The sequence below is a fragment of the Bradyrhizobium sp. UFLA06-24 genome (genome assembly GCF_054967145.1).
On the sequence record NZ_JADFUE010000039.1, the window covers coordinates 51,146 to 67,696 of the forward strand.

Below are 16,551 nucleotides of genomic sequence, written 5' to 3' on the forward strand. Positions count from 1 at the left end.
CATTTGGCATCCCGTTTTGCTTGACGCGCCAGTACTTTGAACGCTGCGGCGATTACCTCCCAGTCAATCGTTGTGAATTCTTATGGACAGCAGCTGTGCGCTCGCCAGTTTGCGGTTCCTCAACCGTTCACCGCGTCCTCGATGCACTTGATCAAATCATTGATTTCAAATGGCTTCCTGAGCAGATTCGCCGCTCCGGCAGCCTTGGCCCTGGCCTGCAGGTTCGCATCTGAGCGTGCCGTAATTAGCACTACGGGTATAGTCGCCCCATCGCCAGACAAGCGCCTTGCCAGGTCCAACCCGCTCATTCCTGGCATGTGAATGTCCGTCACAATGCAGTCGAACGGCCGCTGCCGGCCCACACGCAAGTAGTCCTCGCTGGAGGCATAACCGTCAGATCGAAATCCGAGAGAAGACAGCGACTCTACAAGTGCCGTCCGGAACGATTCGTCGTCGTCGATTACTGCGATTTCGAGATCCCGCGCCACTCAACGTATCCTTGCCCCGAATTAGTCGTGAGAAGCGGGGACAGCGATGTTTGCGCCTGCCTTTGGCGCTCAGGAATTATACAAGAGTGTTATAGTTCCCTTCGAGGGAACCCTTTACGTTACGCTCAAAAGTCGACCACCGTCTTCAGGCCGAGCACGAGTGCATTGCTGTTTCGCCCGTCCCGCCCGGGTGAACGATGGATTGAATATTGGGGCGGCTCTCCAATCCGTCGCGCGGGCGATACGTGGAGCCGTCTCAAGGGCATACTCACGATCCTGAACCGATACGGGCCTCGTGCCAGCCCAATTCTGCAGGACTTGGGCCCAGGCAACACGATTGTTCACGTCGCTTCGCGGCGGACACCGCCGCTGCCATTGCCGGCTACTTCCCCGACATAGCCATTTGACAATCAAGACCTGCCTCTTTGATGCGAGTTCGCGCACCATCTCAGTCCCCAGGAAGCCGGTAGACGGTCGCCCCGCTTTGACCGGAGGCAGCTCCCAGATCGGTTGCGCGCGCAGGACCTTCCCGGACGAAAGCGGCCGCAAGACTGGCGAACAGGCCGCGGAATCCTTCAACCGAGATCGAACCGATCCAGTCAATGTTGGACCGCAGCGACTCCACCACCCCCTCCTGATCGACATTGTCTCAGGGACGTTGTTGATCAATACAGACGGTCTGAATTCAAAATGAATCAGACGAGGGGTCGGCTCAGTTATACGGAAGGGTTAGTTCAAGGGCGACGCAACAATTACTGAAGCTCCATCGTCACGCGCTTTCATCATACGATCGGCTGATCTGGACACCGGAACGTACGATGGCGAGTCGTGGAGGACCGGCTTTTGATGGTGCGAAGATCAGGACTCAACGGGAACAGCCATGAGAACGGTCGGGTGCTTTGTTGCTACGTCAAGCTCAAGAGAACAACGGCCTGAACAGCCAGTGGAAGGGGAAGTACAAACGGCGCTCATGGCGATGATCGGACATGACCTCCGGCAATCTCTCCAGATCATCCAAAGCACCTATACGATGCTGCGTTCACGCGTAGACGGGTTGCCGCAACAAGCCTGGATTGATCGCGGCGAGCGAGCCGTAGCCAGGATCACTGAGCAATTCGATCGGCTCGTCGATGCGTTTTACCTGGCCGAACGCACAAGGGCGCTGGAGCTCGCCTGCGTTGAGCTCGGACCGATGTTCTGGCGGCTGCACAACGAAAACGAAGAGGTCGCTCTCCAAAAGGGTGTCGACCTTCGGGTGGCCTCCACAACCGCCTGTGTTACAAGTAACCCGGTCTTGCTCGAGTGTGTCCTGCGCAATCTACTGACCAACGCCATCAAATACACTGATCCTGGAGGACGCATTCTGATAGGCTGCCGACGCCAGACGCCCGATGTCAGGATAGACATCTATGATACCGGTATCGGCATTTCGGAACATCAGTTGCCGCATATCTTCGAGTCCTTTACGCGCCTGAAGCCCGAACGCAGCCATGGCCTCGGCATCGGGCTCTCGATTGTCCGCCACGCAATCGAGGTGCTCGGACATCGAATTGAGGTCCGATCGGTGGTCGGGCACGGATCATTGTTTTCCATCTATGCGCCCTGTTCAGCCTCGGCAGTAGCCAAGGCACTGGCGGTCGTTTGATATCCGCGACGGGAACCGGCCCGCGGTGATACCTATACACAGGTGTGATCGCCGCCCGACGCCAGTTTATGTTAGACATTTCCGCAAAAATACGGTGTGTCTAGACGCATGCGGCCCGCCACCAACGAGAAACCCCTTGTACACGTCGTCGACGACGACGCTTCCATGCGCAGTGCATTGGAGGGGCTGTTCGACTCTGTGGGACTTCAAACGGAGACTTATGCAACGGCTGAGGATTTTCTATCCGCGAACCTTCTGGACAGGCCAGGCTGCATTGTTCTCGACGTCCGGCTCCCGGGCGTGAACGGCATCGAGTTTCAAGGCCGATTGGTTCAGATCGGGGTCGGAATACCGGTGGTTATGATGACAGGCTTCGGGGACATCCCGATGTCCGTTCACGCGATGAAGCACGGCGCGGTGGATTTCCTTCCCAAGCCGTTTCGCGATCAGGACATGCTCGATGCAGTAATGGCTGCCATTGAGCGTGACCGCCAAAGACGTGCGATCGAAAGCGATATTACGCAACTGAGAGGACGGTTCGAGACACTGTCCCCGCGCGAACAGGAAGTAATGTTGCACGTCACCGCCGGAAAAATGAACAAGCAAGTCGCCGGCGATCTCGGAATTAGCGAGATCACAGTCAAAATTCACCGCGGCGCGGCGATGCACAAGATGGGCGCACGCACCTACGCCGAGCTTGTTCGGATGGCCGACGTCCTAAAGCCGAACCGCCGGAAACTTGGCCAATAGGTGGCATTCTTCACCTTGCCGCCCGTGTAGCCGACGCAGGTCGAAATAACGCCCGGCAGCTTTCGGATTAGGTCCTGCTTGCCCCAGAAGCAACCGCCGGCCAGCACGGCGCGTTCTGTCGTCTTTGATACCTCCATCCATTTCAATAGACGCGCTCCTTGGGCGGGATCGCGGCGACCTCATTGGTCAGGGGCTGCAGATGCACCGGCCGATAGTCAAGCCGTACATGCCCTTCCCCATCCGCCCAGGACAGCGTGTGCTTCAGCCAATTCTTATCATCCCGCTTTGGAAAATCCTCGCGGGCATGGGCGCCACGGCTTTCGGTCCGGCCAATAGCGGACCTAAGACTGACATTGGCTTGCGACAGCATGTTGTCAAGCTCGAGCGCCTCGGCGAGATCGGAATTGAACATCATGGAACGATCGGCCAGTGCAAGATCGTCGCGCATCGCCGCCATGACATTGCCGAACTCGCGAGCGCCTTCATCCAGAAGGGATCCTGTCCGGAACACCGCGCAATGCTTCTGCATGGTCCGTTGCATCGCAAGCCGGATCTCGCCCGTGCCCGTCTTGCCCTTCGCCCACCGGATGCGGTCAAACCGCGCGATCGCCTCGTCGGTGGATGCCTGCGGCGCCGGCGGATGGCCTTCGCCCGGACGCAGCATCTCGGTCGCACGGAGCGCCGCGGCACGGCCGAACACGACGATATCGAGCAGCGAGTTGGAACCGAGCCGGTTGGCGCCGTGCACGGAGACGCAGGCGGCTTCGCCGATCGCCATCAGGCCCGGCACCACGGTTTCGGGATTGCCCTTGTGCTTGGTCGTGACCTCGCCATGAAGATTGGTCGGCACCCCGCCCATGTTGTAGTGGACCGTCGGCAGCACGGGGATCGGCTGCCGCGTCACGTCGATGCCGGCAAAGACCCGCGCGGTCTCGCTGATGCCGGGCAGGCGCTCATGCAGGATGTCGGCGCCGAGATGCTCCAGATGCAGTTCGATGTAGTCCTTGCGCGAACCGCAGCCGCGGCCCTCGTTGATCTCGATGGTCATGGCGCGGCAGACGACGTCGCGTCCGGCGAGATCCTTCGCACTCGGCGCATAGCGCTCCATGAAACGCTCGCCTTCCGAATTGGTGAAGTAGCCGCCTTCGCCGCGCGCGCCTTCGGTAATCAGGCAGCCTGAACCGTAGATGCCGCTCGGATGAAATTGCGTGAACTCCATGTCTTCCAAGGGCAGGCCCGCGCGCAACACCATCGCGTTGCCGTCGCCCGTGCAGGTATGGGCGGCCGTGCAGGAGAAATAGACCCGGCCGTAGCCGCCGGTCGCCAGCACGGTGCGATGGGCAAGGAAGCGATGAAGCGTGCCATCCTCCAGGTTCCAGGCGAGCAGGCCGCGGCAGGCGCCGTCGTCATCCATCAAGAGGTCGAGCGCGAAATATTCGACGAAGAACTTGGTGTTGTGCTTCAGGCATTGCTGGTAGAGCGTGTGCAGGATGGCATGTCCCGTACGGTCGGCGGCCGCACACGTCCGTTGCGCCATTTGCTTGCCGAAACCGATGGTCTGTCCGCCGAACGGACGCTGGTAGATCGTACCGTCCTTGGTGCGGGAGAACGGCACGCCGTAGTGCTCGAGCTCGAGCACGGCGGGCCCCGCCTCGCGGCACATGTATTCGATCGCGTCCTGGTCGCCGAGCCAGTCCGAGCCTTTCACTGAATCGTACATGTGGAAGCGCCAATTGTCGCCGTCGCCCATGTTGCCGAGCGAGGCGGCCATGCCGCCTTGAGCGGCGACCGTATGGCTTCGGGTCGGAAACACCTTGGTGACGCAGGCCGTGCGTAATCCCGACGCGGCCATGCCGAGCGCAGCGCGCATCCCGGCGCCGCCGGCCCCGACAATCACCACGTCATAGCTGTGCTCGACGAGCTCGTAGGCTTCGGTCATGACTATTTCCAGCGATAGGCCTTGATGACATCGGGATCAGGATCAAGTCCAAGGCCCGGTCCCTGCGGCACCGCAATCCTGCCGCCCTTCGTCCTCAGCGCGTCCCCGTAAATCGTCGCTTCGAGATCGAACCAGCGCCATTCGATCATCGAAACGGCGGTCCCGAGCGCCGCTGTCGCATGGATCGCCGCCAATAGACCCGGCCCGTCATAGAAGGAGTGCAGCATCACCGGAATGTTGTGGATTGCGGCGAGCGGAAAGACTTTGCGGAGCTCGCTGAGGCCTCCCATCTTGGCCGGGCTCGGCTGGATGAAGTCCACGGCCTTTGCTGCCAACAGGCGCTCGAAGTCCATCAAGGTATAGACATTCTCCCCAGCCGCGGTCGGCATGCCGGAAGCTCTCACTACGGCGAGGCCATCAAAATTCTCCGGGGGCCAGACCGGCTCTTCCAGCCACTTCAAGTGGATTGCCTTGAGCTCTTCCGCCTTTTGGCGCGCCTCGTAGAGCGTCCACGGACAGTTGACATCAAGCATCAGCTCGATATCAGCACTGGCTTCCTCACGGGCGGCGCGAATGGCCGGAAGCTCGATCTCATGAAGCTTAAGGGCGCGAAATCCGGCGTCGATCGCCTGCCGGACGGCTGTGCGGACCAACGCAGGCTCGGAATAACGTACCAGGCTTGCGTAACAATCGAGTTCCTTCTCGCCGCCGCCGAGCAACCCGCACAGCGGCATATTGGCGGCTTTACCTGCGAGGTCCCAAAGCGCGATGTCGATCGCGGAGATGGCAAAAGACAACGCGCCGCCACGTCCAAAGACGTGCAGCTTCTTCTGAATATCCACCATCAGAGGCTCGATCTGCGTAGCGTTCTGGCCGATGCAAATTGGCGCAATCAGTTGCTCGATCGCGAGTCTTGCGGATGCAACCGCGCGAAAGCCGAAGGCCTCACCCCACCCCACCACCCCCTGATCCGTCGCCACCTTGACGAGCAAGGAGTCGGCGGCAGGCAGATTGCTATCACCCCAGACGGAAGAGGCCGACTTGGTTCCGGCCTTGAATGGAATGCGTAGCGGGATAGCTTCGATTGCGGTGATGATCATAAGGTCGGCCCTACGCGTGCTTATGACGCGGATCGTCGCTGGGATCGTGGTACTCGAGGCCGAGCGGACCGATCGCCGTCACCTGCGTGACGTACTCACCGGACTTCGCCCAATGGAAATGCCAGGTGTCGCCAGGCAAAACGATGACGCTTCCCGGGGGATAGGCATTGACCTGGTCCCCGTCAAAGGTCTCACCGAGCCCGATGTAAAACACGCCCGACATCACCGTGTAGATTCGGTCTTCTGGATGCTTGTGTGGCATCAGCTTCGTGCCGTCGGGCAATTTGACCCTAACCACATAGGGACCGGGCTCCGTGGGATGCCCTACAACGACGGCCAGACGCGCTCCGGTCGGAAATGCTGGGAACGGCTTCCAGTCGATATCTTCGGGCCGGATTACCCTGAACCGAGACTGATCGGGCTGATGATTGCGCGCCATGCTTCTAGCCTTTCCTCTGGCGAGGACGTCTGCCGTTAAGCGATCAATTTTGCGTCGAGCGTGATCGTCGCGTTGAGGACCTTGGAGACCGGACAGTTCTTCTCGGCTTCGCCCGCGATGCGGACGAAAGCATCTTCTTCGATGTTTGGAATCTTCGCGCGCAGTGTCAGCGCCGAGCGACCGATGCGGAACGCCTCTCCTTCCTGCTCCAGCGTGACAGCCGCCTCGGTCGAGAGTTCCGTAGGCGTGAAACCCGCAGCCTGCAGAGCGAAGGCTAATGCCATCGTGAAACAGCCGGCATGCGCAGCGGCGACCAGTTCCTCGGGATTGGTGCCCTTCTCGTTCTCGAAGCGAGTCTTGAATGAATAAGGCGTATCGGCGAGCACGCCGGAATCGCTCGACAGGTGGCCGCTGCCCGCGCGACCTGTCCCGTGCCATACTGATTTTGCCTTACGGTTCATGTCATAGCTCCTCGTTGATGGACCGTCTCGTCTAGCTTCACGCCGGTTGCTTCAGCGCGTTGATGTCGATCGGCATCTTGCGCAGTCGTTTGCCCGTCGCTGCATAGATGGCATTGGCGATGGCAGGAACGATCGCCGACGTTCCCGTCTCCCCGATGCCGCCCGGCGGCTCCGTGCTCTTGACGAGGTGCACCTCGACGGACGGCGCCTCGTTCATCCGAAGGATCTGATAGGTGTCGAAATTAGTCTGTTCGACGCGACCGCTCTTGAGGGTGATTTCGCCATATAGCGCTGCCGTCACGCCGTACATGATCCCGCTCTGGAGCTGTGCCTCGATCGTGTTCGGATTAACCAGGGTGCCGCAATCCATGGCACAAGTGACACGATGGACGCGAACCGAGCCATCCTTCGCGACCTCAACTTCGGCGACCTGCGCGAGTAGACTGCCGAAGGCGTTTTGCATCGAGACCCCGCGGCCGTGTCCTTTTGGCAAAGCTTGACCCCAACCGGCCTTCTCAGCGGCAAGCTCAAGCACCGCTCTTGCGCGCGGATTGTGCTCCAGCAGTGCGCGGCGAAAGGCAATCGCGTCCCGCTTGGCGGCGGCCGCCATTTCGTCGACGAAGCTTTCGGTGACAAAAACGTTGTGTGATGGACCGACACTGCGCCAAAATCCGGTCGAAATGCCGGGCGGCTCAACGCGGACATATTCCACGTGGAAGTTTGGGATATGATAGACGAGGTTGATGGCCCCTTCGGTTGAATCCGGGTCGAGACCGTTGGCATATGCCGGCGGAAGCCAGCGAGAAATGACCGAGGAGCCCGCAAATCGGTGATTCCACGCGATCGGTGTGCCATCCTTGTCGAGGCCTGCCGTGAGGCGATCAAACCAATAGGGACGGTAGAGGTCGTGCTGAATGTCCTCCTCACGCGTCCACACAACTTTGACCGGGCCGTCGACCTGCTTGGCAATTTCGACTGCACGTATGGCGCCGTCCGCTTCCAGCCGCCGGCCGAAGCCCCCGCCGAGCAGATGATTGTGGACGATAACTTTCTCGGGCGGCAGGCCGGCAGCTTTCGCCGTCATCGACTGCACGCGCGCGATGGCCTGGGTGCCAATCCAGATTTCGCACTCGCCGCCACGGAAGTGGACGGTGCAGTTCATTGGCTCCATGGTGGCGTGCGCCAGGAACGGGACCTCGTACCTTGCCTCGACAGTCGTCGCGGCACCGGCCAAGGCGCCGTCGGCATTGCCGATGTTCTGCGCAACCGCGCCCGGTCTGAGTGTCGCCTGCTCTAGTTCGCGGGCGATATCCTGAGTGGATAGCCCGGCATTAGGGCCGCCATCCCATTCGACCCTGAGCGCCTCCAACCCCTTTTTTGCGGCCCACATATGATCGGCCACGACAGCGACTGCATCGTCGAGACGAACGATCTTGCGCACACCCTTGACGGCCTTCGCCGCGCTGTCATCCACGCTCTTCAGTCGCCCACCGAAAACGGGCGACTGCGCGAGCGTCGCGACCTTTACCCCGGGCGGGCGGACATCGATGCCATAGACGGCTGTTCCATTCACCTTATCAGCCGCGTCCAGCCGTTTGGCCGGCGTGCCGATCAGCTTGAAATCTTCCCGCCGCTTCAATTCGACACTCTTCGGTACCGGCATCTGTGCGGCGTCGGCGGCAAGCTCCCCATATTTGAGGCTCTTTCCGCTGGTCTCGTGAATCACCTCACCGCCCTGCGCACGGCACGACTTGACATCGACTCCCCAGCGCTTGGCCGCGGCGGCGACCAGCATCGCCTTCGCAGTCGCACCTGCTTCGCGTAGCGGCTTCCAGCCGCCGCGCAATGCGTTGGAGTTGCCGGTCGCCTGCACGCCCAGCATCGGATTGGCATAGAGCTTCTCGTTAGGCGGAGCATGTTCGAGACGAATCTGGCTCAAGCCGACTTCGAGTTCCTCGGCAATCAACATAGGGATCGATGTGTAGGTCCCCTGGCCCATCTCGACATAGGGCATGGTCAACACGATCTCGCCGTCGCTCCCGATACGGATGAACGCGTTCGGTGCGAAATCCTCAGCGGCTGTGGCTTTTCCACCCTCGATTGGCAGACTGAGGCTCAGCACGAGGCCAGAGCCGACAACGGCACCGCTGAGGAGAAGGCTCCGGCGGGAGAGACTGGTCTCGGAAGTACGTGAAACAGTCCGATCGAGGCTCATGACTAGCCTGCCTTTCCGTGCATCTGCGCAGCCAGTTTGATTGCCTCGCGGATGCGGACGTACGTGCCGCATCGGCAGATGTTGCCGCTCATGGCATCGTCGATGTCTTTGTCTGTAGGATGCAGATTGTCGGCGAGTAGTGCGGAGGCGGACATTATCTGCCCGGACTGACAGTATCCGCATTGCACCACCTCGTGATCGAGCCAGGCCTTCCGGATCTTCTCGCCTGCCGGGGTCGTGCCGATCGCCTCGATCGTGGTGATCTTTGAGGTGCCGACGCTTTCGATCGTCGTGATACAGGACCGTGTCGCAGCGCCATTGATATGGACTGTGCACGCCCCGCATAACGCCATGCCGCAGCCGAATTTGGTACCGGTCATCCCGAGCACGTCGCGCAGCACCCAAAGTAGCGGCGTGTCGCCCTCGACATCGACGCTATGCATGATTCCGTTGATGGTGATGGCAAAGGCCATATGTCTCTCTCTTTCCCGGCTATCGAAGCGCGTGCCGACCGCGTGCGGAATTGCCGGGCTGCTAATGATTGATGCCCCTCATCCTAAAACCAAATTGACGATGACACCGGCGGCTTGCCGAACCGGCCGCGATCTTTCTCAGCTACCGAGTTGCCCGACGTAAAAGCCAAGTCGATTTTCGACGTCGCCGGCGCGGTGGAAGCCGCGCTCCATTAGCGCCTTGATTCGCTTCTGGCTGGCAGGCCGTCCGAGTGCCGCGATGAAGGCATCCCACTCCGGCTTGATTTCCGCATCGGGCGGCAGGCTCGCGACATCGACCAATCGCTTGGTATCTGCAATCGCCTGCTTGTCGAACGAGGCGATCCGCATCGCCAGTGAATCGACGAAACCGTCCAGCTCGGCGTCTGGAAGCGAGCGATTGACGTAGCCGTAGCGTTCGGCGAGATCGCCGTTGACATCGTCGGCACTGAGCAGCACCTCCAGCGCACGTCCCCGGCCCATCAGCCGAGGCAATCGCGCCATTGGACCGCCGCCGGGCACCAGGCCCGCGCCGACCTCCCATTGCGACAGGATCGCCTTCTCGCGGCTCGCAAACCGCATGTCGCTTGCGAGCGCGAGTTCGCTGCCGACGCCGGTCGCGCGCCCTCGGATTGAGGCAATCGAGACCACTGGCGCCTTGCTGAGACGCACCAGTATATCCGGCAAGGCCTGCAAACCGGTGGGCCCCGGCGGGATCTTCGCCGATTCCTCGAGCGGCGCGAGGAAGTCGTAATGCGTGATGAAGAACCCATCGACGGCGCTGTCGAAGACGACGACCTTCACTTGCTCATCCTGCTCAATCGCCGTGATGATCTCGGCGAGGCGAAGCGTCTCCCGTGGCCCGAAGATGTTGACCGGAGGGAGGTCGAAGGTGACCCGCCAATATGACGCTAGGCGGCGCTCCAGGCGGATTTCCTGGCGCGGAAAGGTTGTTTCTGGACGGTTCATGACTGTTCCCTGAATCGGGTATGATGTTGCGTTGTCCGCCGGACCTCAGTCCGTTTCAAATCGATTGGCGTACCGAGCGGAAAGCCGCGCGCATCTCCATGCTGAATAATTTCGGCTGCTCCCAGGCGGCAAAATGACCGCCCTTTTCGAGCTTGTTGAAGTGGATCAGCTTCGGATATGCGCGTTCCGTCCAGGACCGCGGCGCCGCATAGATCTCGTCCGGGAAGACGCTCACGGCCACCGGGATCGCGATGTGCTTCGGCTCGAAGAAGTTCAGCTTGTTTTCCCAGTACAGTCGCGCCGACGAGATCGCCGTATTCGTCAGCCAGTACAGCGTAACGTTGTCGAGAACGTCGTCCCGCGTCAGCCCCTCCTCTTTACCGTCGAAGACACGCGCGATGAGTTCGTAGCTGCGGATGTCGTGATCCAGTATGAAGGCCGCCAGGCCGGAAGGCGAATCCACGATGCCCTGCAGGGTCTGCGGCCGGTTCGCCATCTCGATGGCGTAGCCCAATCCGTGCTTGTAGAAGTTGTCGAGCTGCTCGTAGGCATGCTGCTCGTCGGCCGACAGACCGGACGGCATTGTTCCACCGGGCTGCAACGCCTTGGCAATGTCGTCCGGAACGGTTGCCGGCATGTTGGTGTGAACCCCCAGCAATTCCGGCGGTGCCAGCAGCGCCATCTGCTCAGTGACGGCATTGCCCCAGTCGCCCCCCTGGGCGACGTAGCGGGTATAACCGAGACGCTTCATCAGCACGGTCCAGGCTCGCGCAATGCGCTGGGGATCCCACCCCGTCGCCGTCGGTCGGCCCGAGAAGCCGTAACCCGGCATCGAAGGGATCACGAGGTGGAAGGCATCAGACACAGTCGCCCCGTGCGCCGTCGGATTGGTCAGGGGATCGATGATCTTAAGCTGCTCGATGATCGATCCGGGCCAGCCATGCGTGACGATCATCGGCAGCGCGTTGTCGTGCCTCGAGCGTACGTGGATGAAGTGGATGTCGACGCCGTCGATTTCCGTCACGAACTGCGGCAGCGCGTTGAGCCGCGCTTCCAGCTTGCGCCAGTCGTAACCGGTCCGCCAATACTGCACGAGCTGTTGGATGGTTTTCAGCCGCACGCCCTGGGATTCATCGGCGACGGTCTCACGGTCGGGCCAGCGAGTTGCCGCCAGGCGCCGATGCAGGTCATCCAGCGCGTCGTTGGGAATATTGACGTGGAATGGGCGAATGTCCTCACCTTTGGCAGCAGCCGCGGAATGCGGTGGCAGCAGACTCGCTGCGCTTGCCGCTGCAATCCCCATCGCCGCGTTTCCCAGAAACTGGCGACGGTCCTGGCTGGTTTCGAGGGCGCTCGTCATTTGCCCCCGCAGATCGATGAAAGTCGTCATGGCGCTTGCTCCCGATGCAGATGCGGTTGTGTCAACTCTTGCTGATGTCGATGACGGCCTGGGCAAAGGCTGCGGGAGCCTCTTGCGGCAAATTGTGGCCGATGCCGCCCCTCACGAGGCGGTGCAGATATTTGCCAGAGAATTTCTTGGCGTAAGCCGCCGGTTCGGGATGTGGCGCGCCGTTCTCATCACCCTCGAGCGTGATGGCCGGCACACTAACCAGCGGCGCCGCCGCCAGCTTTGTCTCCAGTTCGTCGAAGGCGGGATCTCCCTGCGCAAGACCGAGCCGCCAGCGATAATTGTGGATGACGATGTCGACGTGATCCGGATTGTCGAAGGCAGCAGCGCTACGCGCGAACGTCGCGTCACTGAACTGCCACTTCGGCGAGGCGAGCTTCCAGATCAACTCGGCGAAATCCCGCCGGTAATTCTCGTATCCCTCGCGGCCGCGCTCCGTCGCAAAGTAGTACTGATACCACCACTGCAGTTCGGCCTTCGGAGGCAACGGCACCTTGCCCGCGGCCTGGCTGCCGATCAGGTAGCCACTAACCGAGACGATGCCCTTGACGCGATCCGGCCAAAGCGCGGCCACGATGTCGGCAGTGCGCGCACCCCAATCGAACCCGGCGAGGATCGCCTGCTTGATGTTGAGCGCGTCCATCAAAGCGATCGTGTCGACCGCGAGCGCGGACGGTTGCCCCGTCCTCGGGGTCTCGCTCGCCCGGAAAGTCGTGGAACCGTACCCACGCGCATAGGGAACGATGACGCGAAAGCCTGCCGACGCGAGATGCGGTGTCACCTCACTAAAACTGTGAATGTCATACGGCCAGCCGTGCAACAGGATTGCGGCCGGACCGTCGACGGGCCCCGCTTCGAGATATCCGACATTGAGTACACCGGCATCGATTTGCTTGAGCGATGAAAAGGACGAAGCCGGACCGTGAATCTCGGCCTCCACCAGTTCGATCGGCCTCCCGACAACAAGCGTCGCCTTCGCCGCGCGACCCGGCATGAGTTGCGCAGCCGTCATTGCTCCGCCGGCCATCTCCAGAAAGCGCCGGCGTGCGATCTTCTGCAGGGATTGTTGCATGGTCATGAGTCACACCCGTCCTCTGCTCCGCTCGCGTGGTAACAACTGCGTTGCATAGCGATCAGCGTCGAGGGCATACTGTCTGCGCACCCGCCTGCGAACCATCCAACGTTGGGAAGGTCTCACTCATATCAACGTATGAGTGGGGCCGGTCTTGCTGTTCGATATGAATGAGCAGTGGGGCAGCGACCGCGGAGAAGCGTCATGGGCCGGTTATTGTCGGTGAATGTCGGACTTCCGCGCGACATCGCATGGAGGGGCCGCACCGTTCACACCGGGATCTGGAAAAGCCCGGTTCAGGGCCGCTGCCAGGCCAGGCGGCTCAATCTCGACGGAGACGGTCAAGGCGATCTGGCCGGTCACGGCGGCGAGCACCGCGCCGTCTTCGTCTACCAGATCGAGTCCTATCGCTACTGGCAGGAACGACTGAACAGGACCGACTTAGTCCACGGCCAGTTCGGCGATAATTTCACGATCGAAGGACTGACGGACGATGTCGTGTGCATCGGCGATCGCTATCGGGTCGGCAGCGCACTGTTCGAGGTCACACAGCCCCGCGTGACCTGCTATCGCGTCGGCATCCGGATGAACGAGCCGCGGATGCCGGCCTTGCTGACGTCCAGCGGGCGCCCCGGGTTCTACTTCCGCGTCTTGCAGGAAGGCGACGTGGGCGCCGGCGATGAGATCGTGAAAATCGGCGAGGCGAGCGAGCGGATGACGATCACGGAGACCAATGCGCTGCTCTATTCGTCCAATCATGCGCGCGAGGGCTTGGAGCGCGCGCTGCGGATCGAGGCCCTCTCGCGCGGCTGGCGCTCGTCGTTCGAGGCGCTCCTGCAGGACGAGGCGACTACCCCGGGAAGTGGCAACGCTGGCCTAGCGCCGGCCTCAGCCACGCATCCCGCTTCACCCGGATTTCAACCGCTCTCGGTGGTGGCGATCCAGCAGGAGTCGGCCGACGTTCTTTCGCTGTCGATGCAGCACGCCGACGGCCAGCCGTTGTCTCCATCTCTGCCCGGCCAATATGTCGTCCTGCGTCTTAAGCCTGCCGATGCCGGACCGCTCCTCCTTCGCAGCTACTCGCTCTCTGGCCCTCCCTCGGCGGATCGCTATCGCATCAGCGTGAAGATCGAGCCGAATGGAGTTGCTGGAGCCTGGTTGCAGCAGCATATCCGGGTGGGCAATGTGCTCGACGTCAGTTCGCCCCGTGGCAGCTTCATTCTGCAGCCTGGCGACGGGCCCGTGGTACTGCTCAGCGCCGGCATCGGAGCGACGCCCGTGCTCTCGATGTTACATACGCTCGCGGCGACCGGTTCGACACGCCTGGTCTTGTGGCTGCATGCGGCACGCGATGGGCAGCATCATCCCTTTGCCGCTGAAGTCCGCCGCCTCATGTCCGCGCTTGTCCAAGGCCGCAGCCATGTCTGCTACAGCAGGCCGAGCCCACGGGACAGGCAGGGCGAGGATTTCGACGCTATTGGCCACCTGTCGCGGTCTGCACTGGAGGCGGCCGGTGTCCGAAGCGATGCGGATGTGTATCTTTGCGGTCCCGCCCGCTTCATGTCCGACATGAGGCAGTCTCTTGCCGCCATTGGCCTGGCGCCAAGGCGCATTCACGCCGAGATCTTCAACGGCGGCGAAACGATGACCCCGGGAGTCGTCGGCGCGACGAAGCGGGCCGCGCATGTCCCGGAAAGCGACAGCAAGACAGGCCCGCTGGTGTCCTTCTCGCGCAGCGGCATCGCCGCACATTGGGATCCGCGCTATCAAAGTATCCTGGAACTCGCGGAAGCCTGCGATGTCCCGGTCCGGTGGGCCTGCCGGGCCGGCGTTTGTCACAATTGCGAAAGCGGACTGGTGTCCGGAGACATCGTCTACGGTCCAGAGCCGCTCGACATGCCGGCCGACGGCAATCTTCTCATCTGCTGCTCGCGACCGCGCGGCGATGTTGTCATCGATTTGTGACATCGGCATTAAACCTGAAGCTCACCGCGAAAGTGATCGCAGTCCGCGCGATCTTTCAACGTCCAACACTGGCAAGATGTCGCTTATATCAACGTATGAGTGATCGACGCTCAATGTATGAGTGAACACCCCAGCCTCAGCCGGTAAGACCAGATCACTCGATCCGCACTCGCTGTCAGTTCGACAACGAATCGGAGAGCGACGAGATCGCGCCGAAGCATCTCTCTCGTGGTGCCAGGCGGCGCTTCATTCAGTGACCACAATCGAAGGAGACAGTCATGAAGGTGCTGATGGTCATCACGTCCCACGACCAGCTCGGTAACACCGGCCGGAAGACGGGTTTTTGGCTGGAGGAGCTCGCCGCTCCCTACTACGTATTCAAGGACGCTGGCGTCGAGATCACGCTCGCTTCGCCGAAGGGCGGACGGCCGCCGCTGGATCCAAAGAGCAACGAGCCCGAATTCCGCACCGACCTTACACTCCGCTTCGAGAAGGATGCCGCCGCGGAGGCGCAGCTCGACAAGACCCTACGCCTCGATAGCGTCAGGCAGGAAGATTTCGACACCCTTTTTTATCCGGGCGGCCATGGCCCGATGTGGGATCTCGCGGAAGACGAACATTCCATCAAACTCATCGAGTCCTTCATCGGTGCCGGCAAGACGATCGCTCTCGTCTGTCACGCACCGGGCGCGCTGCGACACGTCAAGGCACCCGACGGCAAGCCCCTGGTTCAAGGCAAGGAAGTCACCGGGTTCACCAACGGCGAGGAAGAAGCGGTCGGGCTCACCCACGTGGTGCCCTTCCTCGTCGAAGACGAGATGATGAAGCTGGGCGCGGTCTTTTCGAAAGTTGCGGACTGGGGCGTCCATGTCGTCAGCGATGGTCAATTGATCACAGGGCAGAACCCGCACTCGTCGGGCCCGGCCGCGAAGGCTCTGATGGCGTCGCTGAACGAGAAGACGAGGCCGGCGGTCACCACCCGGGCTTCGTAGGCCGATCGTCGACGAAAGGCGGCTTTCTATCAACGCAACAGCAAGATGCGGTCGAAGAAGCGTCCTTACGAGTGCTTCCGCGACCGCCCATTTGTCTCAGATCAGAAAGGACACACGATGGATATGCTTGACCTCGCAAAGGACATCGCGGACCGCGTCGAAGCGCAGTCAACCCGCGTCAATGTGCCCGTTGCGGTTTGTGTCGTCGATATTCACGGAAATATCGTCCTTAAGCACCGCATGAATGGTGCGCCGGCCTTCTCGACGGAACTGTCGGAACGGAAAGCTTACACTTCCGCGCTCGTCGGCCTTCGGACGGCTGAACTCTCTCCCCTCGTGCAACCCGGCCAGGACCTTTTCGCACTGATGGGCCTCTCCGGGGGGCGGTTTTGTTCGATGGGCGGCGGAGCCCCGCTCCTCAGCGAGGGTCGATTGGTTGCTGGAGTCGGAGTCAGTGGCGGCACCGTCGAGCAAGATATCAACATCCTTGAATCAGCGATCCGTGAAGCGCTTGCGCCGGCTCTCGCCGCGGCGTCGTGAAGGCACGAAACTGTGTCTCTCTTGAATCCAACGATAACCATCATTTCGTTTACCGAGGAGGCAAACATGAGCGTCAC

15 protein-coding genes and 1 pseudogene are annotated in these 16,551 nt (G+C 61.2%); 5 read left to right on the forward strand and 11 right to left on the reverse strand.

Annotated elements, in window-relative coordinates:
• Nucleotides 1–119 precede the first annotated feature (119 nt).
• Nucleotides 120–488 (reverse strand): response regulator transcription factor, encoded by a 369-nt coding sequence (locus IF809_RS26365; RefSeq protein WP_462838975.1) that lies wholly within the window; start codon nucleotides 486–488, stop codon nucleotides 120–122.
• A gap of 970 nt (nucleotides 489–1,458) precedes the next feature.
• Here IF809_RS26365 and IF809_RS26370 point away from each other — a divergent pair.
• Both IF809_RS26370 and IF809_RS26375 read left to right on the forward strand, forming a co-directional pair.
• Nucleotides 1,459–2,133, forward strand: coding sequence for a sensor histidine kinase (locus IF809_RS26370; RefSeq protein ID WP_462838976.1), 675 nt, complete (start codon nucleotides 1,459–1,461; stop codon nucleotides 2,131–2,133).
• A gap of 108 nt (nucleotides 2,134–2,241) precedes the next feature.
• On the forward strand, nucleotides 2,242–2,883 hold the full coding sequence (locus IF809_RS26375; protein WP_462838977.1) for a response regulator transcription factor: 642 nt from the start codon (nucleotides 2,242–2,244) through the stop codon (nucleotides 2,881–2,883).
• On the opposite strand, the pseudogene IF809_RS26380 reads toward IF809_RS26375, so the two are convergent.
• The 10 genes and pseudogenes from IF809_RS26380 to IF809_RS26425 form a co-directional block, all read right to left on the reverse strand.
• Nucleotides 2,880–3,020 (reverse strand): annotated as a pseudogene (locus tag IF809_RS26380) (peptide-methionine (S)-S-oxide reductase); the annotation flags it as partial. The gene IF809_RS26375 and the pseudogene IF809_RS26380 overlap by 4 nt on opposite strands.
• A 5-nt stretch (nucleotides 3,021–3,025) precedes the next feature.
• Nucleotides 3,026–4,822 (reverse strand): succinate dehydrogenase flavoprotein subunit, encoded by a 1,797-nt coding sequence (sdhA, locus tag IF809_RS26385; RefSeq protein ID WP_462838978.1) that lies wholly within the window; start codon nucleotides 4,820–4,822, stop codon nucleotides 3,026–3,028.
• Between the two features lie 2 nt (nucleotides 4,823–4,824).
• Nucleotides 4,825–5,922, reverse strand: a complete 1,098-nt coding sequence (locus IF809_RS26390) for a mandelate racemase/muconate lactonizing enzyme family protein (protein WP_462838979.1) — start codon at nucleotides 5,920–5,922, stop codon at nucleotides 4,825–4,827.
• 10 nt (nucleotides 5,923–5,932) lie between these two features.
• Nucleotides 5,933–6,361: a cupin domain-containing protein gene (locus IF809_RS26395; RefSeq protein ID WP_462838980.1), complete on the reverse strand. Its 429-nt coding sequence runs from the start codon at nucleotides 6,359–6,361 to the stop codon at nucleotides 5,933–5,935.
• Nucleotides 6,362–6,396: 35 nt separating this feature from the next.
• Nucleotides 6,397–6,822: an OsmC family protein gene (locus IF809_RS26400; protein WP_462838981.1), complete on the reverse strand. Its 426-nt coding sequence runs from the start codon at nucleotides 6,820–6,822 to the stop codon at nucleotides 6,397–6,399.
• A gap of 37 nt (nucleotides 6,823–6,859) precedes the next feature.
• Nucleotides 6,860–9,037, reverse strand: a complete 2,178-nt coding sequence (locus tag IF809_RS26405; protein WP_462838982.1) for a xanthine dehydrogenase family protein molybdopterin-binding subunit — start codon at nucleotides 9,035–9,037, stop codon at nucleotides 6,860–6,862.
• 2 nt (nucleotides 9,038–9,039) lie between these two features.
• Nucleotides 9,040–9,510 (reverse strand): (2Fe-2S)-binding protein, encoded by a 471-nt coding sequence (locus IF809_RS26410; protein WP_462838983.1) that lies wholly within the window; start codon nucleotides 9,508–9,510, stop codon nucleotides 9,040–9,042.
• 138 nt (nucleotides 9,511–9,648) lie between these two features.
• Entirely contained in the window at nucleotides 9,649–10,497 is an 849-nt protein-coding gene (locus IF809_RS26415; RefSeq protein WP_462838984.1) for an enoyl-CoA hydratase/isomerase family protein, read from the reverse strand.
• Between the two features lie 55 nt (nucleotides 10,498–10,552).
• A complete protein-coding gene (locus IF809_RS26420; protein ID WP_462838985.1) occupies nucleotides 10,553–11,887 on the reverse strand; it encodes an epoxide hydrolase family protein in 1,335 nt (444 codons plus the stop codon).
• 31 nt (nucleotides 11,888–11,918) lie between these two features.
• Nucleotides 11,919–12,977, reverse strand: a complete 1,059-nt coding sequence (locus IF809_RS26425) for an alpha/beta fold hydrolase (RefSeq protein ID WP_462838991.1) — start codon at nucleotides 12,975–12,977, stop codon at nucleotides 11,919–11,921.
• A gap of 204 nt (nucleotides 12,978–13,181) precedes the next feature.
• Between IF809_RS26425 and IF809_RS26430 the strand changes: the two genes are divergently transcribed.
• The 3 genes from IF809_RS26430 to IF809_RS26440 all read left to right on the forward strand — a co-directional run bounded on the left by IF809_RS26430 (nucleotide 13,182) and on the right by IF809_RS26440 (nucleotide 16,474).
• Nucleotides 13,182–14,942, forward strand: a complete 1,761-nt coding sequence (locus IF809_RS26430; RefSeq protein ID WP_462838986.1) for an MOSC domain-containing protein — start codon at nucleotides 13,182–13,184, stop codon at nucleotides 14,940–14,942.
• 278 nt (nucleotides 14,943–15,220) lie between these two features.
• Nucleotides 15,221–15,934, forward strand: a complete 714-nt coding sequence (locus IF809_RS26435) for a type 1 glutamine amidotransferase domain-containing protein (protein ID WP_462838987.1) — start codon at nucleotides 15,221–15,223, stop codon at nucleotides 15,932–15,934.
• A gap of 117 nt (nucleotides 15,935–16,051) precedes the next feature.
• Nucleotides 16,052–16,474 (forward strand): GlcG/HbpS family heme-binding protein, encoded by a 423-nt coding sequence (locus IF809_RS26440; protein ID WP_462838988.1) that lies wholly within the window; start codon nucleotides 16,052–16,054, stop codon nucleotides 16,472–16,474.
• The last annotated feature ends 77 nt before the right edge of the window (nucleotides 16,475–16,551 follow it).